17 protein-coding genes and 1 pseudogene are annotated in these 25,271 nt (G+C 35.5%); 3 read left to right on the top strand and 15 right to left on the bottom strand.

What is annotated here, in order from left to right; genetic code table 11:
* Positions 1–21 precede the first annotated feature (21 nt).
* Positions 22–1,158: a glycosyltransferase family 4 protein gene (locus tag RRF69_RS03100; RefSeq protein ID WP_316940514.1), complete on the bottom strand. Its 1,137-nt coding sequence runs from the start codon at positions 1,156–1,158 to the stop codon at positions 22–24.
* A gap of 76 nt (positions 1,159–1,234) precedes the next feature.
* Between RRF69_RS03100 and RRF69_RS03095 the strand changes: the two genes are divergently transcribed.
* Together RRF69_RS03095 and RRF69_RS03090 are read left to right on the top strand one after the other, a co-directional pair.
* A complete protein-coding gene (locus RRF69_RS03095; RefSeq protein ID WP_316940513.1) occupies positions 1,235–1,918 on the top strand; it encodes a YjjG family noncanonical pyrimidine nucleotidase in 684 nt (227 codons plus the stop codon).
* 345 nt (positions 1,919–2,263) lie between these two features.
* Positions 2,264–2,884, top strand: coding sequence for a hypothetical protein (locus tag RRF69_RS03090; protein WP_316940512.1), 621 nt, complete (start codon positions 2,264–2,266; stop codon positions 2,882–2,884).
* On the opposite strand, the pseudogene RRF69_RS03085 reads toward RRF69_RS03090, so the two are convergent.
* Positions 2,881–4,153: pseudogene (locus RRF69_RS03085) on the bottom strand (replication-associated recombination protein A). The gene RRF69_RS03090 and the pseudogene RRF69_RS03085 overlap by 4 nt on opposite strands.
* A 76-nt stretch (positions 4,154–4,229) precedes the next feature.
* On the opposite strand from RRF69_RS03085, the gene RRF69_RS03080 reads away from it, so the two are divergent.
* Positions 4,230–4,907, top strand: coding sequence for a rhomboid family intramembrane serine protease (locus RRF69_RS03080; protein WP_316940511.1), 678 nt, complete (start codon positions 4,230–4,232; stop codon positions 4,905–4,907).
* A 9-nt stretch (positions 4,908–4,916) separates the two neighbouring features.
* Here RRF69_RS03080 and rlmB read toward each other — a convergent pair whose 3' ends face one another.
* The 13 genes from rlmB to RRF69_RS03015 all read right to left on the bottom strand — a co-directional run bounded on the left by rlmB (position 4,917) and on the right by RRF69_RS03015 (position 25,254).
* A complete protein-coding gene (rlmB, locus tag RRF69_RS03075; protein WP_316941101.1) occupies positions 4,917–5,678 on the bottom strand; it encodes a 23S rRNA (guanosine(2251)-2'-O)-methyltransferase RlmB in 762 nt (253 codons plus the stop codon).
* Positions 5,679–5,783: 105 nt separating this feature from the next.
* Complete coding sequence (locus RRF69_RS03070) at positions 5,784–8,966, bottom strand: PA domain-containing protein (RefSeq protein WP_316940510.1); 3,183 nt, start codon at positions 8,964–8,966, stop codon at positions 5,784–5,786.
* Between the two features lie 78 nt (positions 8,967–9,044).
* A complete protein-coding gene (locus tag RRF69_RS03065; RefSeq protein ID WP_316940509.1) occupies positions 9,045–9,914 on the bottom strand; it encodes a hypothetical protein in 870 nt (289 codons plus the stop codon).
* A 10-nt stretch (positions 9,915–9,924) separates the two neighbouring features.
* Positions 9,925–10,494, bottom strand: coding sequence for a hypothetical protein (locus RRF69_RS03060; protein WP_316940508.1), 570 nt, complete (start codon positions 10,492–10,494; stop codon positions 9,925–9,927).
* 31 nt (positions 10,495–10,525) lie between these two features.
* Positions 10,526–10,741, bottom strand: a complete 216-nt coding sequence (locus tag RRF69_RS03055) for a hypothetical protein (RefSeq protein WP_316940507.1) — start codon at positions 10,739–10,741, stop codon at positions 10,526–10,528.
* Between the two features lie 74 nt (positions 10,742–10,815).
* Positions 10,816–11,256: a SusD/RagB family nutrient-binding outer membrane lipoprotein gene (locus tag RRF69_RS03050; RefSeq protein ID WP_316940506.1), complete on the bottom strand. Its 441-nt coding sequence runs from the start codon at positions 11,254–11,256 to the stop codon at positions 10,816–10,818.
* Entirely contained in the window at positions 11,253–12,257 is a 1,005-nt protein-coding gene (locus tag RRF69_RS03045) for a SusD/RagB family nutrient-binding outer membrane lipoprotein (protein WP_316940504.1), read from the bottom strand. The genes RRF69_RS03050 and RRF69_RS03045 overlap by 4 nt, the downstream gene beginning before the upstream one ends.
* 21 nt (positions 12,258–12,278) lie before the next feature.
* Positions 12,279–15,410, bottom strand: a complete 3,132-nt coding sequence (locus RRF69_RS03040; protein WP_316940503.1) for a SusC/RagA family TonB-linked outer membrane protein — start codon at positions 15,408–15,410, stop codon at positions 12,279–12,281.
* A 355-nt stretch (positions 15,411–15,765) separates the two neighbouring features.
* Positions 15,766–18,906 (bottom strand): PA domain-containing protein, encoded by a 3,141-nt coding sequence (locus tag RRF69_RS03035; RefSeq protein WP_316940502.1) that lies wholly within the window; start codon positions 18,904–18,906, stop codon positions 15,766–15,768.
* Between the two features lie 209 nt (positions 18,907–19,115).
* Positions 19,116–20,537: a SusD/RagB family nutrient-binding outer membrane lipoprotein gene (locus RRF69_RS03030; protein ID WP_316940501.1), complete on the bottom strand. Its 1,422-nt coding sequence runs from the start codon at positions 20,535–20,537 to the stop codon at positions 19,116–19,118.
* Positions 20,538–20,598: 61 nt separating this feature from the next.
* Entirely contained in the window at positions 20,599–22,635 is a 2,037-nt protein-coding gene (locus RRF69_RS03025; RefSeq protein ID WP_316940500.1) for a TonB-dependent receptor, read from the bottom strand.
* Between the two features lie 153 nt (positions 22,636–22,788).
* Positions 22,789–23,712 (bottom strand): carboxypeptidase-like regulatory domain-containing protein, encoded by a 924-nt coding sequence (locus RRF69_RS03020; RefSeq protein WP_316940499.1) that lies wholly within the window; start codon positions 23,710–23,712, stop codon positions 22,789–22,791.
* A gap of 117 nt (positions 23,713–23,829) precedes the next feature.
* Positions 23,830–25,254 carry a ShlB/FhaC/HecB family hemolysin secretion/activation protein gene (locus RRF69_RS03015; RefSeq protein ID WP_316940498.1) on the bottom strand — a complete coding sequence of 475 codons (1,425 nt, stop codon included), beginning with the start codon at positions 25,252–25,254 and terminating at the stop codon, positions 23,830–23,832.
* Positions 25,255–25,271 lie beyond the last annotated feature (17 nt).

The raw sequence follows: 25,271 nt of genomic DNA, 5'->3' as shown, positions 1-25,271 counted from the left end.
GAAGATATGTGGCTATTTGTTTCAGTTTTTTTTATTTAAGGATAATTCATATATTTTGGTAAATTCTTGAGCAATTTTTTTCTTTGAAAAATGTTCTTGAACATAGGCATGCATTTTATGTTGATCAACACTAAACCCTTTATAAAAGGTTACTATTTTATCGAATAATTCGTCTTCGTTTTCTTTTTCAATTAAAGACCCAAAATTTGCAGGGAAGTATTCATCAATACCACCAACATTTGTACTTATAACTGGAGTTCCCGTAGAAAAGGCCTCTAAAATCACACAAGGTAAATTTTCGTAATTACTGAATAAAATAAAAAGATTGCTAGCATTTAGTTCTTGGGCAACTTCTTTGTGCAAAATATGGTTTTTAATAATTAGGACTTTGGGTTTTATTTTTAATTGTTTTGCCAATAATTGATATTGCGCTGCATTTTCACCTATTAGCTTAAAAACAAAAGGGTTTATTTTGTGCTGGAGTCTAGCAACAACACGTAATATACCTTCAATGTTTTTATGGTCATTTACCATGTTTGAAGCATGAAGGATTGTAAATAGTTGATTTGTTTTTTCTTTAGGAAGAAATAGATCAGTATCGATGACATTAGGCACCCGTTTATAAGTTCCCTTGAGTCCAAAAAGCTTCATGGATTTTTTTAAATCATTTGACACCGGACAAATAAAAGCGGCTTTTTGGGTGATTCGTTTAGAAATAAGTTTTCTTATGAGTGTTAATTGAGTTACTTGTGGTTTATGATATCCTGTCCAATGTTCAGAAATAATAAAAGGAATTTTATTTTTCTTTTTTTGATGTAAGGCGAATAATCCAAAGGGATATAGGGTGTTTAAGTGTATCAAGTCAAAAGCCTCAATTCTTAAAAGTAGTTGTTGATACGCTTTTAAAAAAAGATAGATTTTCCAAATAGGATTCTTTGAAGGTCTAATATATCCAATATGAGTGTGAATTCCTTTATTTATTTTAGATACAATTTCTATGTCTTCTTTACAACTTTGATCAGAAACTATATGTAAGACACTCACTTTATGAACTAAAGAAACAGCTTCTGCATGTCTTTGAATAAAATCACCATTTGTTGGTAAAACCCTAGAAGGGTACCACCCACAAAGAAATAAAATATGAAGTTTAGTATCCAAAAAAAAGTATTTAAAATAGTCTAACAAATATAGCGAGTAATTGAGCTCTTTATTTATTAATTTTCTATTTTTACACATGAAAATAAAACACGTCTTCTTCGACTTAGATCATACCTTATGGGATTTTGAAAAAAATTCCGCTTTAACCTTTCAGAAATTATTTAAAGAGTTTGAAATTTCTCTCAACTACAAGAGCTTCTTAGATGCCTACGTCGCTATTAATCTAAAGTATTGGCGCATGTATCGAGAAGAGAAAATCAGTAAAGAAGATTTAAGATACCGCCGATTAAAAGATGCATTTGATATTGTTCATTACGAAATTTCAGATGAGCTGATCAATGTGTTGGCGATCGAGTATATTGAACAATTGCCATTGTTTGACCATCTTTTTGAGGGAACTTTCGAAATTTTAGATTATTTGAAAGAGAAATACCAACTCCATATCATCACGAATGGTTTTAAAGAAGTGCAGTCTAAAAAAATGAGTAGCTCCAAAATCGATCATTATTTTGACCAAGTAATCACTTCAGAATCGGTAGGTGTCAAAAAACCAAATCCTAGGGTCTTTGAACATGCCATTCAATCTGCCAATGCCACCAAAGAAAATTCAATCATGATCGGGGATAGTTTGGAAGCCGATATTGAAGGTGCCATAAATTATGGGATACCAGCTATTTATTGTGATTTTGAAAAGAAAAACGTGAGAAGTTCTCAGTATACAACTGTCACGTCATTACTAGAAATAAAACAATATCTTTAATCCTAAAATTTCGATTTTTAACCTTTCTAGGTCAAAATGAAACGATCGAACGACCTCTAGGATCGTTCGTTTCAAGAACTATTTTATTTTGCGGATGCTAGACAATCTCTTAGAGTTTACTACTTTAGCAAATGGATATAGCAGTACTCTTCAAATAGGATTCAATAATTTTTTTTTAAGATGATGATACAAAAAATAACAATCGCTTTTCTTTTTATATGGACACTTTCTACGAAGGGTCAACAGCAAAATCTCAATAAATATAAGTATCTGATTGTGTCCAATCATTTTGATTTTCTAAAACAATCAGATCAATATCAAACCAGTTCTCTCACAAAATTCTTATTGAAGAAAAAAGGATTTACTGTTTTTTTAAGCGATGAACAACTCCCCGTAGCTTTAAGCCAAAACAACTGTCTGGCGATCAAAGTCGATGTTGTCGACGATTCTGGACTTTTTAAGGTTGTGAGCAGACTTCAGTTTAAAGATTGTTATGGCAATCTACTGTTTACTTCTGAAGCAGGAAGCAGTCGGGAAAAAGACTATAAAAAGGCCTATCATGAAGCGATTAGAAATGCATTTAATACCCTAGAAGATCTTCAGTACAATCCAGAACCAAATGAAGAAGTTGCAGTTATACTTGAAACAAAAACACCCGCAGCTCCCGAACTTGTTGAAGAGGATGTAAAAGAGGTCCCTGTAGTAATTGTGCCGAGTGTTTCATTACCGATTCCTAGTAAACCTGTAGTTTGTGACAATAGGTTGTATGCAAAAGAATTTCACAATGGGTTTCAGCTTTTCAATCAAAAAAATAAGGTAGTTTTTCGAATTTTAAAAACGAATCAAAAAGAAGTTTTTATCCTAGAAAATCCACAGGGTGTTTTATACAAGAAACAAGATCATTGGATTGCTGAGTATTATCAAGACCAACAATTGGTGAGTGTTCACTATCAGATTAAGTTCTAATACCCATAGGTATCTTTCCATCTTTTTCTTAAAAGCTCTCTAAATTGATTCTCTCGAGCGTTGTTGCTTAGGGTCATAAAGTTTTTTGCCCGAAATTTCTTTGGGTAAAAATTCTTGATGAACAAAGTTCTCGGGGTAGTTGTGTGAATATAGATAGTCTTTTCCATAGTCTAAATCTTTCATCAATTGGGTAGGAGCATTTCTCAAATGAAGAGGTACCGACAAGTCACCAGTCTGTTTTACCAGATTTTGTGCTTCATTGATTGCCATATACGATGCATTACTCTTTGCCGAACTGGCTAAGTAAATTGCACATTGACTCAATATAATCCGAGATTCTGGATGACCAACAACGGTCACAGCTTGAAAGGTATTGTTTGCCAAGATAAAAGCTGTAGGATTGGCATTCCCAATGTCTTCTGAAGCCAATATTAGCATTCTTCTTGCAATAAATTTCACATCTTCCCCTCCTTCTATCATTCTTGCTAAATAATACACTGCAGCGTTCGGATCACTTCCTCTGATCGATTTGATAAATGCGGAAATAATATCATAATGCTGTTCTCCTGTTTTGTCATAACGGGCAGTATTTTTTTGAACTTTGGACAAGACCAGTTCATTGGTAATTTCTATGCGGTCTTCTGCACCCACAATTAGCTCAAAAATATTAAGTAGTTTTCGGGCATCTCCTCCAGAGACTTGCAAAAGTGCTTCAGTCTCTTTTAAAACAATGTCTTTTTTGGAAATCATTTCATCTTTTTCCATGGCTCTTTTCAATAAGTTTACTAGGTCATCTTTGTCAAAAGAATTCAAAATATATACTTGGCAACGAGAGAGGAGGGCAGGGATGACCTCAAAACTTGGGTTTTCTGTGGTGGCACCAATCAGTGTTACCCAGCCTTTTTCTACAGCACCCAATAAGGAATCCTGTTGTGATTTGCTGAACCGATGAATTTCGTCAATAAATAAGATAGGGTTTTTTGCAGTAAAAAGACCGCCACTTTGTTTTGCTTTTTCAATAATTTCACGAACATCTTTGACTCCCGAGCTGATGGCACTTAGGGTATAGAACGGTCGTTTGGATACCGAAGCAATGATATTGGCCAAAGTTGTTTTACCAATACCAGGAGGCCCCCAAAGAATCAACGATGGAATTATTCCTTGTTTGATGTGGTTGGTTAAAATACCCTTTTCGCCTACTAAATGTTGTTGACTGATATAATCTTCTAGGGTTTTTGGACGTATGCGTTCTGCCAAAGGTTCATTCATAAGGTAAAAATAGCAAAGTTTTCTGACAGAATTTGCCTGAATCTATTTTGGTTGGGTTTTTGTTTACTTTAGTCCTATGAAAAACGACCTTCATATTCACTTTTCAGCCTCTATATTTCGAATTCCGATTCTATATGTCGTTTTGATCTGGGCGATTTATTTCATAGAAATAAAGTTTGGATTTAATTTCAACAAATACGGGGTATATCCTAGAGATCTGACAGGCTTTAGGGGTGTCTTCTTGACTCATTTTATCCACAGCAATACCCAGCATCTTTTTAATAATTCAATTCCGTTATTTGTCTTGTTGTCAACCGTTTGCTTCTTTTATAAAGAATCTGCACTAAAAGTACTATTGTGGGGAGGTTTTCTAACGGGAGTTTTAACCTTATGTATTGCCCGAGAATCTTATCATATTGGAGCCAGTGGGGTTGTATACCTCTTGTTTAGTTTTATTTTTTTTAGTGGAGTCATTAAAAAATACTATCGCTTGGTAGCAGTCTCTCTGATGATCATTTTTCTCTATGGAGGAATGATTTGGTATGTCTTTCCGATCAAAGAAGGCATGTCTTGGGAAGGACATCTGTCGGGTTTTCTTGTAGGGCTTTTGTTCGCCTTTTTGTATAGAAAGAAGGGACTCAGAAAAAAAACTCCTTATTTTGAAGAAACAGCCTTTGATTTGTTGTTTGATGAAAACGGAAATTTTTCTCCGCCAAAAATAGAGGAGGACCACCCTGATGAAACGGAAGTATAAAGAGTACTTTTACTCTTCTGTAACCAATCGTTGTCTTAGGGTTTCATACAAGAAGGCACCACAGGCCACAGATACATTAAGTGATTCTATTTCACCCAAAATAGGTAATTTTGCTTTGTAATCAGCCATTTTTAAAATGGAAGGATTGACTCCTCTGTGTTCAGAACCCATAATGATAGCAATGGGTTGATTCAAATTTACCTGGTAAACAGATTGTTCGGTCTTCTCAGTAGCAGCAACCGTTTTAATTCCGGAAGCTTGTAGTAAAAAGATTGCATCTTTAATGTGGTCTACTTTACAAATCGGAATTTTAAAAGCCGCACCCGCAGAGGTTTTGATGGTTTCTGCATTGACAGGGGCACTCCCGTTTTTTTGAACAATTACAGCAGCTACACCGGTACATTCAGCGGTTCTTAAAATGGCACCAAAATTTCGAACATCTGACAGTTGATCCAATAATAAAAAGATCGGAGCTTTTTTTTCTTCGAGGACTTTTTCAATCAAAGGTTCTAAATCGTGAAATGCAACAGGTGAAATTTGAGCTACAGCCCCTTGGTGATTGCTATATTTTGAAAGACGATCCAATTTTTCAACAGGAACCACACTGGTGGTAATTCCTTTTTCTTTGATCAAAAGATTCAATTCAAAAAATAAGCTTCCTCGGAGTCCCTTCTGAAGATATATTTTATTCATCGTTGAGCCACTATTAATAGCTTCAATAATAGCACGAATTCCAAATATATTAGTTGATTCTGTAGTTTCTGTAGTCATGGAGCAAAGGTATGCCAAAAATATTTTCAATTTTAAGCTAAATGATAAAAAAAAACCGTCAAAGAATTCTTTGACGGTTTTGTTGGGTTTAAATTTTCATACAGATTACTCAATCATAATTTTATGAGTTCTTTTAGTATCATTCGAAAATTTTAGTAGGTACATTCCACTAGATAAGTGTGTTAAATTTAAAGTACTTTCAATAGTAGAGATTTCTTTAAATTCAGAATGAATTTTTTGCCCAGAAATGGTATAAACGATTACTTCTGTTTTTCCAAGATTTTCTTTTGAAGCTATTTGTAGTTCTCCGTTCGAGACAGTCGGGTAGACTTTTATTGTAGTTTCTTCAAACAGTTCGTTTTTTACGGCCAATGCTTCTGCAGTAAACTGTCCAGAAAAGACTCCTCTACCGTGTGTAGCTGCAAAGACCATATTGTCATCTCTTAGGTCCAAATCCAAGACCTTTACATTGCTCATTCCATTGTAAGAAGTCTGCCAAGTTGGATTTTCGTTAGAAAAATTACTGGTGTACCAAACACCCAGTTCAGTTCCTATAATGACTTCTTCCAAATTAAGCGGATTTTGCAAAATCGCTTTTACGGGTAAATCGGGTAAGTTGCCATCTTTTTCTTGCCATGTAGCTCCTTTGTCACTGGTGTACCAAATATTATTGACACCATAATTATGCATGGTTACAAAAATATCATTTTCAGATTGTCCAAATTCTACATCAGATACGCTACCTATGAGTAAACGACGATCTAGATTTGTCCAAGTAGGACTTGTACTTTCTGCATTCTCTACCAAAAGAACATCTCCCAATACGGTACCTACAAGTAAAGTAGAAGAAGCCGTGGTATGTGGAGATACAGTAAACGCCGTTGGTGTTGTTGTCAACAGTTCATCAGTCAAATCGGTTTTAGTTAAAGTTTCGGCAGATTTGATACCAGCATATCTTTTTACAATATAATTTCCACTAGCAGAATAGTTAGAATAAAGAATGTCTAAATTAGAGTCTAATGCTTGCGGATTTATAAAAGCACCATTGCTATCGTCCTCGCTATTAATTGAGACATTGTCTCCATCAAAATTATATAAATTGACTGCACCATTGTAAACATAATTACTGATGATATATCGGTCGGTTCCGTCTTGGTCAAAGAAGGTGTATGCACCATCTCCCCCAAAGATTTCTGTTGCACTATCAGGGTTTGTTATATTCCCATCTTGAATAAGTTGGGTTCCGTTATCTTGTAGTCCTCCAGCAAAATAGTCTCCTGTAAATGCTGTTGTGGGTCCTACACCAACGGTATAGTACTGAGAAGTAACCAATCCGTTTACTCTTTCTTCAGTTGTTATTCCTCCGTCTGCAGAGTAGGCAACACCCCCATCATTTCCAAAGATGACTTTATTGGAATCTTTATGTCCAAAAGCAGCTATGTGCTGATCGGCATGTACATATTGGTGTCCAAAACCTCCGTACCAATGTGAAAACTGAGTCCAAGCAGAAGCCCCATCAGTAGATTTGAATAAATCAATTCCCCCTGTGTAAACTACTTCATCATCATTTGGATCAACTTCGAGAAGTAGGTCATAAAATGCTTGTCCTCTGGTAAAGTCTCCAGCAGTGATTCCAGTGTCATCATCATTTGGAAGCGCTTTTGAGAGTGTTAAAAAAGAAATATTGAATCCATCTGTTGTTTTTTTAATAGTTACCCCTCCACTGACTTGAGCGAGTACATATACTTTGTTGGCGTCTTTAGCTGAAACTGCGATTTGAGTTCTTCTACCATCTGAAACGGTATAGGTCTTTGTAAAAGTAGTTCCATCGGTTGATGAGAATATTTCCCCCCCACCATCTCCATAGAGTTTACTTTCCGTTGTTGCAAGCCATATTTTTCCATCAGCACCAATTTCAAGATCATTGGGACAGTGCTTGTTTCCATTTGCAGTCAAAGGAAGTTCGAGTTCTACCCAGTTGTTTCCTCCATCTACAGATTTATAGAGTCCGTAGGACAATCCACCTACAGTAGTTGCTGCATTCGAGGTTCCGTACAATGCATCTGCTGCAGCGACATAGATTTCAGAAACCCCAGCATTGTCTTTGATTGTAATGTCGTTAATGTGTTGTACTCCCGGAACTACGGTAGCTGTAAAATTACCAGCAGCAGGGTTTAAAGAACCGTTTACAGATCCTGAGGCTAAAGCAGCTTCAATAAGATCTCCATTTTCTTTCGATATCATCACAGAAGGGATGGTAATAGAGGTATCTTCACCGCCCATTGGAATCGGTTCACCAGATACATTGTTCAGCATGATTACTCCAATGGCACCCGCATCTTGGGCGTTTTTCACCTTGTCTACAAAGGGGCAATTTCCCCTTCTAATAAGTGCAATTTTACCAGTTGCATCCGGTCCAAATGCTGAACACCCTTCAGTAGGGGTTCCAGAAGGATCGTTTGCTAAAATAAAATCAGCAGTTATTTTAGATGTAATGGTTGTTCCAAAATTAGTTGTAGGAAAAGATTGATAATTTCCTGCAATGGTTGAAGGACTATTAACAGATATATTAGAACTAGATACAAAATAACTAACTCCGGTATTTCCTCCAAAAATATTTGTCCAAGTAGTTCCACCGTCAACTGATTTCCAAATTCCATCTCCATTTACAGAACCATCGGTATGTCCAACATAAGATTCACCAGTTCCAACATAAAAGATATTGGTATCGTTTGGGTCAAAAGCAATACTTGAAACCGCTAAATTCTCTGGGATGTTCACGCGTTGCCATACAGAATTAGCATCAGAGATTTTGGTGTTTTTCCATAGACCACCACTTACACTTCCTGCAAACACAGTCTCATCGGTTGGATCATTTGGGTCAAACATTAGAGCTCTGGTTCTCCCTCCAACATTGTTGGGTCCACGATTGATCCATAAATTGTCAGGGGCATCATCAGGGGTACGTGCAAAATTAGATTGCTGTTCAAACAATTCTTTTTGTAGTTGAGCGACTTTGATTGGAGTTGGTCTCCCTAATTCAGGATTCATGGAAAGTACCCATTGTTCCTCATTGTATTTGTTTGGGGGGAGGCCAATTTTTTTTCGTTCTTCTTTAGAGAGTTGTAATGTTTCTTTAAAAGGGTTTTGGTCTATATTCTGTTTGTGAAGTGTTTTAATCTTGTCAATATTACTTAAATGCGTATTCGTTTTGTCTTGATTCGCAAACCTAGTAATTAGCAGTACTCCACAAATAATAGCAATTGTAAAAAGTATATTTTTTTTCATACGATTTCAGTTTTAAACAAAACGTCTCTGCAAAAATGAATTTACAGAGACGCCTTATAGAATAATAATTAGTACTTCTTATAGAGGAGTAACTGTATAGTTGTAACCACTTATTGTAATCACAGCCACTGCGGTTAGTCCTTCTGGAGAACTCACTGTAAGTCCATCATAAATAAAAGAATCTGAGGCAAAATTGTCTTGTGAATAAGAGACAGTCACTGGTAATGCTTCTGTAACACCAAAACTAGAGTATGGGTTGTCATACAGATCCAATACAATAAAATAGTCTCCATCAGGCAATCCACTAATTGCCCCTGTTTCTGTACAAGCACCTGTAGCTCCTAAATATTTTACAAAATCTCCTGCATCAGTAAATAGTAATACATCCAAATCTATATTGCAAAAATCTAAAGTAACAACTGCACCACTTGCATCATCAAAAGACGTTTCACCACTCCATGTAGTAGCGGTTTCTAAGATATCATTTACATGATCATTTTCTATTGTAACAGCTAAGTTAAAAGAACTTGCTAATGTGAAATTACTTCCAGCTTTAGCACTTAAGCTAAAGTTTTCAGTACCTTCAATATCACCAGTTCTGTTTATTTCAACTTTAGTAGATCCAGACGTTGTACCTGCAGCGATTTTAATTTCACCTACAGAATAATCACTACTATCAGCAGTTCCATCTGATTGTACGAATGACACGGTTGCGTCCACTGGTTGTGGTTGGGCAATGCTTGCATTGATCGTGATGGTGAATGTAGACGGAGTGTCTTCGTCAATAAGACTTTCGTCTATGGTATATGCAGCTTGAGCACTTGTCAAAGTAATCGCTGTACTACTGTAGCTCATTTCAGAGGCACCAGTATGATCTTCTTCGCTACATGATGTCAATAGTGCACCCGTAATTAGAGTAAGATATGCGTATTTTATAAGTTTTTTCATTTTTTTCATTTTAAAGTTTTGTATAAGTTCCGATACATTCAACTGGTCCAGATCCGAATTCAACGATGTATTTTATTACTAAATCACCTGTTACTGGGTCTGCACTACCATCTTCAAAGCTATACACCTTGTTTGAATAGTACCCTTGAGCTAAGCCCTGTTGAGGAGCCGTTAAAGTACCACACACATCGTTGAAATTAAATCCTTGATCTGGTGCGATTGAACCTACAGCCCAACGATACGTTGATTCTGTTTTGTAATATCCAGGACTTACTTCAGTAATGATCTCATTCGGAAAAGCTACATCTGCACCATTATCTCTTGAAAGAATTAAACTATATGCACCTGCTAAGTTAGACGCACAGTTAATAGTTACATTGTATTTGCTGAAATTAGATCCTTCATAATACACATTTCCAGTAGTAGTGAATACCTTTACTTGAAATTCTATTTGATCTCCAATTCTTAAATCACTTGCACTTACGTTTAACCCATCTAAGAATTCATTTACAGATGAGAAACTAGCCGAAACAGGTAATGTAGTAGTTTCTAATACTACCGCTTCTGCACCACCTTTCAATGATTTTACGATTTGGTATTTGGCTACATTTTTAGCAATCTGACCTTAGTAATACATCTAAATTAAGTGTCAATTCTGCGTTTGCATCCGATAAAGCTACTTCAGAATTTGCTAAATCAGAAGGATTTAAAGCATTTCCTAATAATTTACCCGATGTTCCCTTCAAAGTAGTAACAACTCCTTCTGCTGCAATATTATAATCTACATCAGATGCACTCTCACTATCTTCACATGACGTAAAGGTCATAAAGATCGAGAGGAAGAATATTGATAGAAATTTTATGTTTTTCATTTTTTTAGTTTTAAGTGTTATGTGTTGATTTATTGCCAAAATAATGATGATGTTAATTCATCAGCACTGATCTTAGAAACAGCAGCATCGTAATTTGCTTTGTTTAAAGATGGCTCATTAGTTGGGTAAAATAAACGAGATGGAACTTGAGAGATTAACGCTTCTGCAGCAGGAGCTAAAACAGGTGTTTTAGTTCTTCTCCATTCTGTCCAAGTTTCAAATCCTTGTCCAAACAAAGCAATCCATTCCTGAGTAGCTATCTTTGTTCTTCCATCTGTTGTAGTTGAAAAGTCTAATGACGCTTGACCTAAGTAAGCGGTAGCATCTGAAGAGCTTACCCCATTGAACTCAAGATTCGCAGCAATTCCTTTTTTATACCATGCTAAAGCTCCAGTAACTCCTCCGCTTACATAGCCTTCATTCATTGCTTCAGCAATTAATAAACTCAATTGTGCATGTGAAATAATCACACCATAAGTGTTGGTGTTAAGTAAAACTTTCCTAAAGGTGAGATGTTTGCATAAGTATAGCCTAAGCCCTCATTTGGTAAGGTAGTTTGTGCTCCAAAACCAGAAGGTTTTCCAACAATATCACCACTTGCATTCACACCAGCATATACTGATAGTCTAGGGTCATTCAATTCTGTTAATACATCAACGATTACAGAATTTATCTTGTATTCTGCTCTGTTTCCATCAACAATGGTTTCCCAAATTGGATTTGCATCTGGAGCAGCTGCTAAATAAGTAACTTGTGCGCTGTCATCATTAGAGGTAAACATTTTCCCCATCAATGCTTGCAATTCAGTATTTACGCTTCTTGTAGAAGAAACTCTCATCAAGGCTCTAAATTTCAATGAATTGGCCAACTTGTACCATTTTGAAACATTTCCACCGTAAAAAAGATCTGAACTAGCAACAATCGCTGTTGAACTTCCGTTCAAAAGACCTGAAGCTCTATCTAACAAGCTGATAATCCCTTCGTATACTACCGCTTCATCATCGTAAGCCGGTTGCAATACATCACTATCAATTGCTTGTGTAAAAGGAACTGGTCCGTATAAATCTACTAAAGTTTGAAAACCGATTGCTTGCATAACTAATGCAGCTCCCATCAAACTCGTGTTTCCTTCCGCTTCAGCTAAGTCATACATTGCACTTGATTCTGCAATGACACTTGTGTACATATTTCTCCAAATAGCATCGATACTTCCTCTTCTAGGAACATATCTTGCTTCATCGTTGTATTGAACTTTCGACCAGTGTTGTGCCCAACATGCTCCCATGTCTCCACCCAAACCAGCTGAATACATTGTGTTTGCATATATTCTTTGTGGTCCACCTAGTAAAAGGTGTGCAGGAACAGCCGTGGAGTTATTTGGATCCACGTTTAACTCTTCGAAGTCTTTGTCACAACTAGTGACTAAGATAAAGCTCAAAAAAGTATATAAAATTATATTTATTTTTTTCATGATGTTCTATATTTTTTTAAATTAAAATCTTAAGTTAACATTAAATCCAATGTTTCTTGCAGATGGATACTGTCCAAATTCCTGACCTTGATTTCCATTTGAACTACTGAACCCTGTTTCTGGATCAATATGTGGAGCTCTCTTGTATAAAATCGCTAAATTTCTTCCTACTACTGAGAACTTTAAAGATTGTACAATTGATTTTTCAAGGTATTTTTGTGGTAATGTATATCCAATTGATACTTGTCTTAATTTTACATAAGAAGCATCAAATACAGAACTAGATTCTATAGAATTTGAATACGAAGCTTGGTTAAAAGATTTAGCTCCAACAAGAACGTTGTTAGCAACATATCCTCCGTTACCGTCAGCCATTACTCCATTTCCAATGATACCAGTCTCACGACCTACCATTGTTTCTGATAAGGTACCTGCATAACGTCCCCAAGCATAAGTCATACTGTGAACATCACCACCCATTTTTGCATCCACTAACGCAGAGAAATCAAGTGACTTGTAACGTACCGAGAAATTAGCACCTCCTGTCCAGTCTGGAGCGATATTACCAATCACTTTCTGCTCTGAACTAATCAATGGTAAACCATTTTGATAAATTACTTGTCCTGTAGAAGTTCTTTCAAAATCTCTACCTACTAATGTACCATAAGGTTGTCCGGGTCTTGCTTCTAAGCTCACACCCCATTGACCTCCTAATACATACGAATCTAAACCGTCTAAAGAAGTAACTTTATTACTGTTTTGTGCAAAGTTTACATCTACATCAAAACTGAAATCATCTTTTTTAATGATGGTACCTCCTAATTGTAATTCAATACCAGAGTTATTCATGTCTGCAATATTATCCCACACATTGGTGAAACCTGTTGAAGCAGAAACTTGAATTGGCACTAATAAGTCCTCACTGTTTTGGTCATAATAAGTTGCACTAAAACGCAATCTGTTTTGAAACATTTTTAAGTCCAAACCGAATTCAATTCCAGTTACTGTCTCAGCCTTTAAGTTTTGGTTAAACTGAGTATTTGGCACACTAGCTTGATTTCCAAAACCTGAATTAGATAATCCAAACGTTTGGTTCAAAGAATAAGCACCCAATGCTCCTGTACTACCTACTTTAGACCATCCACCTCTTACTTTTAAGAAGTTGATGTTATTCGCTTTTAACTCATCAAAAATATCAGAGATCAATACAGAACCTGTTACCGATGGGTAAAAGAATGAATTGTTTGCAACGGGTAAAATACTTGACCAGTCATTTCTTCCTGTAAAGTCTAAGAAATACATGTCTTTATAAGAAAACTGCCCATATGCATATAAACTGTTAATTTGTTGATCAGAGTGGTAGTTGCTTAATACAGCTGTAGATCCTGTTTGTAAGTTTGACAAACTGTATAGGTTTGGCAATTCCAATGCTGGTAAGTATCCATTAACATTGTCTTGTGTTCTGTTCATGTGGTTTCCACCAAAACTCATAGAGAATCCAATGTCTTCTGTTAAGTCTCTGTTATAATTGAATAAGAAACTTGCATTGACTTCTTCAAATCTTCTGATTCTTTCATTATAAGATCCATTTTGTGCATTGTTACTTCCAACAGCTTGTCTGCTAGTGGTACGCTGGCTAAATGAATCTAATCCTAAAGTAGTTGTTAAAGATAAGTGATCAGATAATTGACTAGTCAAATCTACGTTCCCAATTACACGATCTTTTTCAAAGGTATTTCTGTTGGTTTCCAAAATCCAGTATGGATTGTTCTGGAAGTTATGGTTCCAGTTTAAAGGAGTTCCTTCTGCAGCAGTTCCTACCGGCGCTAATGGGAAGTTTCTCCAGTCTCTTAAGTCTGAAAAGTTCACTTGTCTTGCAGACCAGATAAACTGTTGAAAAGGATTTTCGTTATTATATCCACTTGTAGGGATGTTATCCGAATCTTGGTTGATATAGTTGACAGAAACTCCTGCTTTCATTTTTTCTCCAAGCTCTAACGATCCACTTACCCCTACTGTAAATTTCTTTAATTCTGTAAAAGGGACCATTCCTTTTTGATCACTATTTCCTAAAGATAATCTGAAGTTACCACTGGTAATAGAAACATTGTTTGAAATGTTGACACCCGTATTCAAGAAATCTTTTACGTTGTCAGGATGAGAGATCCAAGGAGTTGGATTTCCATTATTGGTTAATTGAGAATCCCATTGAACAAATTCGAAACCTGCGTCAAGCGCTGGTCCCCAGCTTTCATCAACACCATCACCAATACCACCACTTGCTCCATCTACATATTTGAAGTTGTTGGTATCTCCCCCTTGACCATACGAGTTTTGGTAGTCTGGTAAGAGTAAAGGATTAGAAAAGGTAACGTTTGTATTGATGGAAACTCCAAATTTTTTATTGGCATTTCCTCTTTTGGTAGTAATTACAATGACACCATTACCTGCTCTTAGACCATACAATGCAGCTGCATTTGGTCCTTTTAATACGGTAATCGATTCAATATCATCTGGATTGATGTCTGCAGCACCGTTAGGTAAATCTACACCACCGCCTGATCCAGCACTACCAAAGTTAGAGTTGCTAATTGGCACACCGTCTACAACGTATAAAGGTTCGTTGTTTCCAGTAATTGAAGAGTTTCCTCTTAATACAATTCTAGAAGAAGCACCAACACTACCAGAAGTTCCAGTAACTTGTACCCCAGCAATTTTTCCACTAATTGCATTGGTAATATTACTTTCTCTTGCTTCTGTCATCGCATCTCCTTTGATACTCTGAACAGAGTATCCAAGTGCTTTTTCTTTTCTTTTGATACCAAAAGCAGTAACAACGACTTCCTCTAGTACTTCGCCACCTTCTTCTAAGGTAACATCAATAGTATTTGAAGTAGCACCTACTGTTTTTTGGACTGTTTTGTATCCTAGATATCTAAAGACTAAAACATCTCCACTGTTTGCTTTGATCGAATATTTACCGTCAAAGTCAGTTTCTGTTCCACTATTTGTTCCTTCAATCACAACACTAACCCCTGGTAATGCGCCCGAACTCTCGGATACCGTTCCTGAAATTGTTTTGTCTTGCGCAAAGGTAATCTGCACAACCAACGCTAGTAATAGCGTTAAAATTCCTTTTAACTTTGTTTTCATTGTTTATTTAATTTGAATTAATTATGTCAAAAGTCTTAAATATATCTTAATAAAACAAAAATAAATAAGAAAATCTGTTAAATATTGTTAATTTTTATTGATTAATCCCTAATTTATTGGCTTGTAAAAAGTAAAAATTTACCTTTCTTCCTTTTCAACTTTGTATTTATTCTTGCAGAAACTTATTTTTTCAATCAAGAAGGCCTCCAATATGTTATTTTCTCATAACTTTTCAAGAGGGTTCTTTTTAAGTTAAAAATGAGAGGCCTATGTATAAGATTTGAGAAAAACAAAACATAAAAAAACCGTCAAAGAATTCTTTGACGGTTTTGTTGGGTTTAAATTTTCATACAGATTACTCAATCATAATTTTATGAGTTCTTTTAGTATCATTCGAAAATTTTAGTAGGTACATTCCACTAGATAAGTGTGTTAAATTTAAAGTACTTTCAATAGTAGAGATTTCTTTAAATTCAGAATGAATTTTTTGCCCAGAAATGGTATAAACGATTACTTCTGTTTTTCCAAGATTTTCTTTTGAAGCTATTTGTAGTTCTCCGTTCGAGACAGTCGGGTAGACTTTTATTGTAGTTTCTTCAAACAGTTCGTTTTTTACGGCCAATGCTTCTGCAGTAAACTGTCCAGAAAAGACTCCTCTACCGTGTGTAGCTGCAAAGACCATATTGTCATCTCTTAGGTCCAAATCCAAGACCTTTACATTGCTCATTCCATTGTAAGAAGTCTGCCAAGTTGGATTTTCGTTAGAAAAATTACTGGTGTACCAAACACCCAGTTCAGTTCCTATAATGACTTCTTCCAAATTAAGCGGATTTTGCAAAATCGCTTTTACGGGTAAATCGGGTAAGTTGCCATCTTTTTCTTGCCATGTAGCTCCTTTGTCACTGGTGTACCAAATATTATTGACACCATAATTATGCATGGTTACAAAAATATCATTTTCAGATTGTCCAAATTCTACATCAGATACGCTACCTATGAGTAAACGACGATCTAGATTTGTCCAAGTAGGACTTGTACTTTCTGCATTCTCTACCAAAAGAACATCTCCCAATACGGTACCTACAAGTAAAGTAGAAGAAGCCGTGGTATGTGGAGATACAGTAAACGCCGTTGGTGTTGTTGTCAACAGTTCATCAGTCAAATCGGTTTTAGTTAAAGTTTCGGCAGATTTGATACCAGCATATCTTTTTACAATATAATTTCCACTAGCAGAATAGTTAGAATAAAGAATGTCTAAATTAGAGTCTAATGCTTGCGGATTTATAAAAGCACCATTGCTATCGTCCTCGCTATTAATTGAGACATTGTCTCCATCAAAATTATATAAATTGACTGCACCATTGTAAACATAATTACTGATGATATATCGGTCGGTTCCGTCTTGGTCAAAGAAGGTGTATGCACCATCTCCCCCAAAGATTTCTGTTGCACTATCAGGGTTTGTTATATTCCCATCTTGAATAAGTTGGGTTCCGTTATCTTGTAGTCCTCCAGCAAAATAGTCTCCTGTAAATGCTGTTGTGGGTCCTACACCAACGGTATAGTACTGAGAAGTAACCAATCCGTTTACTCTTTCTTCAGTTGTTATTCCTCCGTCTGCAGAGTAGGCAACACCCCCATCATTTCCAAAGATGACTTTATTGGAATCTTTATGTCCAAAAGCAGCTATGTGCTGATCGGCATGTACATATTGGTGTCCAAAACCTCCGTACCAATGTGAAAACTGAGTCCAAGCAGAAGCCCCATCAGTAGATTTGAATAAATCAATTCCCCCTGTGTAAACTACTTCATCATCATTTGGATCAACTTCGAGAAGTAGGTCATAAAATGCTTGTCCTCTGGTAAAGTCTCCAGCAGTGATTCCAGTGTCATCATCATTTGGAAGCGCTTTTGAGAGTGTTAAAAAAGAAATATTGAATCCATCTGTTGTTTTTTTAATAGTTACCCCTCCACTGACTTGAGCGAGTACATATACTTTGTTGGCGTCTTTAGCTGAAACTGCGATTTGAGTTCTTCTACCATCTGAAACGGTATAGGTCTTTGTAAAAGTAGTTCCATCGGTTGATGAGAATATTTCCCCCCCACCATCTCCATAGAGTTTACTTTCCGTTGTTGCAAGCCATATTTTTCCATCAGCACCAATTTCAAGATCATTGGGACAGTGCTTGTTTCCATTTGCAGTCAAAGGAAGTTCGAGTTCTACCCAGTTGTTTCCTCCATCTACAGATTTATAGAGTCCGTAGGACAATCCACCTACAGTAGTTGCTGCATTCGAGGTTCCGTACAATGCATCTGCTGCAGCGACATAGATTTCAGAAACCCCAGCATTGTCTTTGATTGTAATGTCGTTAATGTGTTGTACTCCCGGAACTACGGTAGCTGTAAAATTACCAGCAGCAGGGTTTAAAGAACCGTTTACAGATCCTGAGGCTAAAGCAGCTTCAATAAGATCTCCATTTTCTTTCGATATCATCACAGAAGGGATGGTAATAGAGGTATCTTCACCGCCCATTGGAATCGGTTCACCAGATACATTGTTCAGCATGATTACTCCAATGGCACCCGCATCTTGGGCGTTTTTCACCTTGTCTACAAAGGGGCAATTTCCCCTTCTAATAAGTGCAATTTTACCAGTTGCATCCGGTCCAAATGCTGAACACCCTTCAGTAGGGGTTCCAGAAGGATCGTTTGCTAAAATAAAATCAGCAGTTATTTTAGATGTAATGGTTGTTCCAAAATTAGTTGTAGGAAAAGATTGATAATTTCCTGCAATGGTTGAAGGACTATTAACAGATATATTAGAACTAGATACAAAATAACTAACTCCGGTATTTCCTCCAAAAATATTTGTCCAAGTAGTTCCACCGTCAACTGATTTCCAAATTCCATCTCCATTTACAGAACCATCGGTATGTCCAACATAAGATTCACCAGTTCCAACATAAAAGATATTGGTATCGTTTGGGTCAAAAGCAATACTTGAAACCGCTAAATTCTCTGGGATGTTCACGCGTTGCCATACAGAATTAGCATCAGAGATTTTGGTGTTTTTCCATAGACCACCACTTACACTTCCTGCAAATACAGTCTCATCGGTTGGATCATTTGGGTCAAACATTAGAGCTCTGGTTCTCCCTCCAACATTGTTGGGTCCACGATTGATCCATAAATTGTCAGGGGCATCATAAGGGGTACGCGCAAAATTAGATTGCTGTTCAAACAATTCTTTTTGTAGTTGAGCGACTTTGATTGGAGTTGGTCTCCCTAATTCAGGATTCATGGAAAGTACCCATTGTTCCTCATTGTATTTGTTTGGGGGGAGGCCAATTTTTTTTCGTTCTTCTTTAGAGAGTTGTAATGTTTCTTTAAAAGGGTTTTGGTCTATATTCTGTTTGTGAAGTGTTTTTATTTCTTTATTAATACTTGTTGTTTTATCGTTATTTAAAGGGGTGGTTGACAATAAATAAACTCCCAAAATACTCACTAGTAATAAAAAAAGATTTTTTTTATTTTTTATTTGATAGGTTTTATAATAGCACATCTATTGAAAAATGATTTTAAGTTACGTTTAGATTATTTTTTAAAGTATTATATCAAGTTTTTTAAAGAACTTACAAAATTAAAATAAGCCGTAAAAGGATTCCTTTTACGGCTTATTATAAATGATTTCAAAATTTCTAACAGTTAATTATTAGCCCACCAGACTTTAGTGTCTAAATTATCTGGACCTTGAATAGATATTGCAGCTTTATAGTTGTCTTCATTCGAACTTTCAGCAGATAGAGGATATGCTTGTCTATTAGGTATTCCAGAAGTATTTGCAGCAGAAGGTTTTGTTAATTGAACCTGATTTTCTCCTTGTTTTCTCCACTCAGACCATGCTTCATAGCCTTGTAAAAATAATGCTACCCATTTTTGATAAGAGATTTCTTTTTGGCCATTAAAAGCTGGTCTATTTTCTATATACGTATTTATATCTTCTGCATCAACTCCCCACTGCTCCATAGAGGCGGTAATACCCTCTTCTGTGTATTCTTTTGCAGTTTTAGTGGTGATCCACCCTATCTCAGCTGCTTCAGCTAAATGTAACAATATCTGTGCATAGGTATAAATATAACCTTTTGCTTCTTGGTTTTTAATTATGTCATCAGTAATTTTTGAAAAAGTAGTAGTAGCTGAATTGGAATTTCCATAAGGAGCTCCGTTATATGTTTGAGACTCTTCAGCTACACTAGCAAACTTAGTTAATCTTGGGTCTTCTGGATTTATATTGGATCCTGACCCGATTAGTGCGTCAGCCAAAGGTTTGCTAATTAAATAGTCAGAACGTGTTGTAAATCTATCTTCCCAAGGATTATCATAATCTTCTGAAGCAATATATGGGTAAAAAATGTTTTCTTGATTTGATGAAATTACACCTCCATTTAAAGCTTTAGTGAAATAAGTTTTTGCTAGTGCTGGTTCTTTTTTTGACAACCTCATAGCCATGTTCATCATCAATGTATAAGCAAAAGTTTTCCATTTAGTCATATTTCCGTTAAAAATGATATCGCCAGTTGGACCAATTCCAGTATCTATTTGAGCAATAGCTTCTTCTATTTCGATAAATAAAGAATTGTATATATCTAATTGGGTGTTAAAGACGTTAAATTTACTTTCAAGACCCTGATTCGAAGTTTTATAAGGAATCATGCCCCATCGGTCAGTCATATGATGAAAATAGTATGCTTTAATTAATCTTGCAACTGCTATTTGATTAGAATTTGAACCTTGATTAATTACTTTTGAAGCAGTTTCAGGATCTGTATTAAGTTCTATGACCTTATTTAAATTTGTAATAGCAGAATAATATCCTGCATAATCAAATCGTTCTGTTACATATAGGGATTCGTCCTCATATTGTTCATTTGATAAATATTGAACATACAATGAAGGTCTTGTATCGCTATATGTGTTTCCTATATTTAGTTCAGCTCGAGTCAATATTGCTGATGCTAAAGGAGCGCTTGGGTTATTTGGATTTCTGTTAGTTTCTCCAAAGTCTACATCTGTACATCCTATTATTAATAAAGATAGTAGGATTACAAAAATATTTAATTTTTTCATTTTTTGAATTTTTAGTATGTTTAAAATTTCATTGATAAATTTAATCCAAATGTTCTTACACCTATAGTAACTGTCCACCTTCCATAAAGTTAACATTATTATATACTTGTTCAATTTGCGAAGGGTCAATATTTGGTAATGCAGAAAAAAGTAAGAAAGCATTATTTACATATCCAGACAGTTTAAGATTTTTAAAACCAATTTTTTTTGTAATTGAGTTTGGAAAAGTGTAACCTAATTTTATATTTCTAACTGACAGATAGCTTGCGTGATATGAAAAATCACTAATGTTTCCAAATTGATTACCCCACCATCTTTGTGTATCCACATAATAGGCAACATCTTTTCCGTTTTCATCTACACCTTCTATATATGTTCCGCCAGAATCTGCTCCTGCATTTGCAGCCAAAACATAGCTAGGTGATGATCCACCAGTTACTGGGTTTCTTTTGGGGTTGCCTAAATTATTGTTACCAACTGTAGGGGTTCCTAGGCCAGAGTAATTAATAAACATTTGAGTAATTGAGAAATATTTACCTCCTACTTGGAAATCCATGTCTATATCCAATGTTAAATTTTTATATTTAAATGAATTTATAAAACCTCCTGTGAAATCAGGTAGAAAGTTGCCTAAAGATTGATTAGTTTCAGTAACGTAATTAGCACTGCTATTGAGTACTTTTTTTCCATTAATTTCTTTCACTTTTGTACCATAAACTTCTCCCCATCTGTCGCCAACTTTGTCTCTTAAAACAAGTCCACCCCAACGATCGGATAAGTATCTTTGGTCAGTTTGTGTTAATCCTTCAGCTAATTTAATAACCTTTCGTTCTAGTGTCGCGAAATTAAATTTTGAATTCCAAGAAAAAAGTTCATTTTTAATTGGTGATCCTGAAATCCCAATTTCAAACCCTTTATATGACTGTTCCCCAGAGTTTACTAAAACAGATGAATAACCAGTGGTAGGATCTAATGATAACTGAGTTGGTAAATTCTTGTCAGTTTTCGAAAAGTAGGTAACATCAAGAGAAAGTTTATTGTCAAAAAATCCTAATTCAGTTCCAAGTTCTATTTCTTCACGAATCCCTCCTTTTAAGTTCTTGTTAAATATTGTTGAACTAGTTGATAATACAGCTTTGTCGTCATAACTATTTAATATTCCGTATGTTTCAGAAAGAGCATATGGCCCAGGGAATCTAGGGGCTTGTGCAAAACCTCCTCTTAATTTTCCGTAACTTAGAAAGGTGTTTTTCTGAATTAATTCAGAAAAAATAAAACTCAAAGTAGCTCCTTTTGTAAAAACACTATTGTCTCCAATTTTTGCTGTAGAGCTCCAGTCTTTTCTGAGATTAGTGTCTAAAAACAATATTTTTTTGAAACCAAGAGTTAGAGAACCGTATAGTGCTCTTCCTTTTGTTTTTGTTATTGAATTAAAATAATCAGGTCTTTCCTTAGAGGTTCTGATACTGTAATAATCAGGAACGGTTAGCCCATTTTTACTAGATGCACCTGTTGATTCGAGTTTGAATTGATCAAATTCAAAACCAGTAGTTGCAGATAGACTAATTTGTCCTAATTCTTTTTCGTATAGTAAACGACCTGTAAGTAAATTTCTGTCTTTATACCAACTGGATTCACTATATGACGGTGTTTCTAATCCTCCAAATGCCTGTCTACTGTCAAAATTATTAATTTCGTAGGTTTTATTGAGGGTTAAAATTGTTTGTAAGTCATTCGTAAATTTATAATTTATAGCTATATTTCCAACAATTGATTTTCTGTCTTGATTCTTTACGTTTTCGTACAATTCAAAGTAAGGAGAGTCCCAATATTTGGGTGTTGGATTTCGGGGGCTAGAAATATTCCATGAAACAATATTACCTCCTTGTCTATAATTCTTTAGTTTATCTAAATCTAATTGTGCTTGCCACCATTGAAATATATTTGCTCCAAGAGAACCATAACCTTCATTTGGGTTATTTTGAGTAGATCTGTCTTGATAAGCTATGTTAGATGAAATATTCATTTTTGAATTTACATCAACATCACCAGAAAATGATAATCTATTATTTTTTCTATGTGCATTTTCAATATTCAAAGTTCTATCGTTTCGTAAAATATTAAACTTTAAGTTATATCCTTCGCCACCTTTTTTAAAAGTGAAGCTATGTTTGGTGTTAGTACTGTTTTTGAAAAAATCTTTAATCCCTCCATTACTTACCCATGGCGTAGATTTTCCGAAATTTGGATTTCATAGGATCCAGCTATCCCATTGTCTAACTAATCTACCATCTAGTTTGGGTCCCCACGATTCATCTGCAAAATAGTCAACAATATTGTCGCCGTCAAAACTTGCCCAAGAAGTAGGGTCTCTAGTGTCATCATATGAGAATTTAGAAAAAGTTTGCGAGTAGCCACCTCCGTATTCATTTTGAAGATCATGAATGTATGCGGCATTTCCAATTTCTAATGCACCGTCATATGATATACTCGAATCACCATTTTTAGCTTTCTGAGACGTGATAATTACAACACCATTACTCCCTTCTGGTCCATACAAAGCTGTAGCAGCGGCACCTTTAAGGACCGACATACTTGATACATCTTCTGGGTTTACATCATCAGAATTCTGTAGACGTATCCCATCAACAACGTAGAGAACATTTCTATTACCTCTCAATCTAATTTGAGATTGATTAAATCCTGATTTTGGAGCAGCTAAAATTTGCACTCCTGAGATTTTTCCTGCGATCGCGTTAGCTATGTCAGCTTGTTTTGCGCTAACGAGTTCTTCTGAGTCTACACCTTGTTGAGCGTAACCTAATGATCTTTTGTTTCTTTTGTTACCTAAAGCTGTCACCACAATCTCATCCAATACTTCGCCACCTTCTTTTAAGGTAACGTCAATAGTGTTTGAGTTTCCAGCTGTTCTTTCAACTGTTGTGTAGCCCAGATATCTGAAGACTAATACATCACCTGTGTTCACTTTGATGCTGTACTTTCCATCAAAATCAGTTTCAACACCTCGAGTGGTTCCTTTGACGAGGACACTCACTCCAGGTAAGGGTCCTGAACTCTCGCTTACGGTTCCTGAAACTGTTTTCTCTTGTGCAAAGGTAATTTGCACAACCAACGCTAGTAATAGCGTTAAAAATCCTTTTAACTTTGTTTTCATTGTTAGTATTATTTGAATTATGTTTATCAAATGTAGTAAACATACAGTTACTGACAAAATATTTATGTTAAATTGTGTTAAACTTTAACATTTTAACAATATAAAGGTATGATGATTTTAGAAAAAAGTAGATAGGTTTAAAATAATTTTAGAACCTTTAATGTCAATGGATTGATTGTTGATTTTTCCCGTAGAGTAACTTATATTCACTCGTAAATTGCTAACAATGAATTGATATCCAGTGCCAATTCCGTGTATGGTATTGGTAGCGATTAAATTTTTGAATTTACCGAAATCTGTTAACATATAGACAAAAGATGTAGGAGTAGTTAAAAAATGATATTCTAAGGTGAAAAAAGAGTATTTAGAGGCGAAAAGACTTTGTTCGTTAAAACCGCGAATCGATTTTACTCCACCAATTCGATACAATTCATTGGTTAGGAATCTGTTTGAGTTCAGATATCCTGTACTGTTTGCCAAATAAAAACGATTTCGTTGGTTGATTTCATAAAGATAGGAAGAAAAGAAGTCAATTTTAAATTGATTGGAAGTGGTCGAATTGGAGGTTCTTTGTCCAAATTGAGGATTGATACTTAAATTGACTTTTTGAGTTGAAAATACATCATTGAGTGGGATTCTATAGTTCATCAAAAGACCAACAAATTGACTAGAAAAGTCCGCTGTATTTTTAGTACTGATGTTTGTTTGTGTTGTTTGAGAAGCGTTTGATTCATAATTGATTCCCCATTGAAGTCTTTCATTGAGATACACGCTGAAATCGGTTTTAAAGCTTGTGGTCAAAAACGTGCTGTCTTGTTTGTACAAGGAGAATTCTAAACGGCTACTAATCGGAGAGTTTAATAGAAAGGGAACTGTTGTTTTTATCTTCAATTCCTGTCGATCTTCATCGAATCGATTCCATAGTAACGACAATTCTTCTCCCTTATTAAAAATAGAATGCATTTGTATGTCTAGGTATCCTTGAAATTCAACTTTACCTGATTCGTTAGAATTAAAATTGACCAACCCGTCAAAACTACTGTTTTGTTTCTTTTTTAGGTAGAGGTATAGAAGGGTAGAATCTTTTTTAAATAAAGTTTCTGGGGGTTTTGTTTCCGTAACAAATGAAAGTGCTGCTATTTTTTTTGAAACTTCCTGAATGGTTGCTTTCTGGAAGTGGGTTTGTTCATTGATTTTTAGAAAATGTTTGATATATGAGTTGGGGAACTTTTCATAGCCTTTAACAACCACCCTTTGAATAGTTCTTTTTGATGCGGGTAGGATTTGTAAATTTGCATATAAAATACAGTCTTTAATTTTTGTGTTATATAAGGACACTTCAGCAAACGAATATCCTTTTTGTTCTAGTTCATTTGAAATCTCTTCTAAAGTAGCAGCTAAATTTTCTGAAGGAAGCTTGAGGGTTCCGTTTTCGGGCTTGAATTTTTGTAAAAACTTGAGCTGAGCTGAATCGATTGTCATAGAAACTGTTTGAATTCGTTCGCCCAAAGAAAATTGGACAATAGTAGTGTCCTTTTTCATGTCAATTTTTTGAAGGA

Source organism: Polaribacter sp. HL-MS24 (assembly GCF_032758595.1).
Lineage (GTDB): Bacteria > Bacteroidota > Bacteroidia > Flavobacteriales > Flavobacteriaceae > Polaribacter.
The sequence above is the reverse complement of the archived record's forward strand: the minus strand, read 5'-3'. Positions and strand labels throughout refer to the sequence as shown.

Bases quoted from the DNA above. Each gene is read 5' to 3' on its own strand.
- RRF69_RS03095 (WP_316940513.1), top strand. From the start codon at position 1,235: ATGAAAATAAAACACGTCTTCTTCGACTTAGATCATACCTTATGGGAT.
- RRF69_RS03080 (WP_316940511.1), top strand. From the start codon at position 4,230: ATGAAAAACGACCTTCATATTCACTTTTCAGCCTCTATATTTCGAATT.
- rlmB (WP_316941101.1), bottom strand. From the start codon at position 5,678: ATGACTACAGAAACTACAGAATCAACTAATATATTTGGAATTCGTGCT.
- RRF69_RS03070 (WP_316940510.1), bottom strand. From the start codon at position 8,966: ATGAAAAAAAATATACTTTTTACAATTGCTATTATTTGTGGAGTACTG.
- RRF69_RS03065 (WP_316940509.1), bottom strand. From the start codon at position 9,914: ATGAAAAAACTTATAAAATACGCATATCTTACTCTAATTACGGGTGCA.
- RRF69_RS03055 (WP_316940507.1), bottom strand. From the start codon at position 10,741: ATGACCTTTACGTCATGTGAAGATAGTGAGAGTGCATCTGATGTAGAT.
- RRF69_RS03045 (WP_316940504.1), bottom strand. From the start codon at position 12,257: ATGAAAAAAATAAATATAATTTTATATACTTTTTTGAGCTTTATCTTA.
- RRF69_RS03040 (WP_316940503.1), bottom strand. From the start codon at position 15,410: ATGAAAACAAAGTTAAAAGGAATTTTAACGCTATTACTAGCGTTGGTT.
- RRF69_RS03030 (WP_316940501.1), bottom strand. From the start codon at position 20,537: ATGAAAAAATTAAATATTTTTGTAATCCTACTATCTTTATTAATAATA.
- RRF69_RS03020 (WP_316940499.1), bottom strand. From the start codon at position 23,712: ATGAAAACAAAGTTAAAAGGATTTTTAACGCTATTACTAGCGTTGGTT.
- RRF69_RS03015 (WP_316940498.1), bottom strand. From the start codon at position 25,254: ATGAAAAAGGACACTACTATTGTCCAATTTTCTTTGGGCGAACGAATT.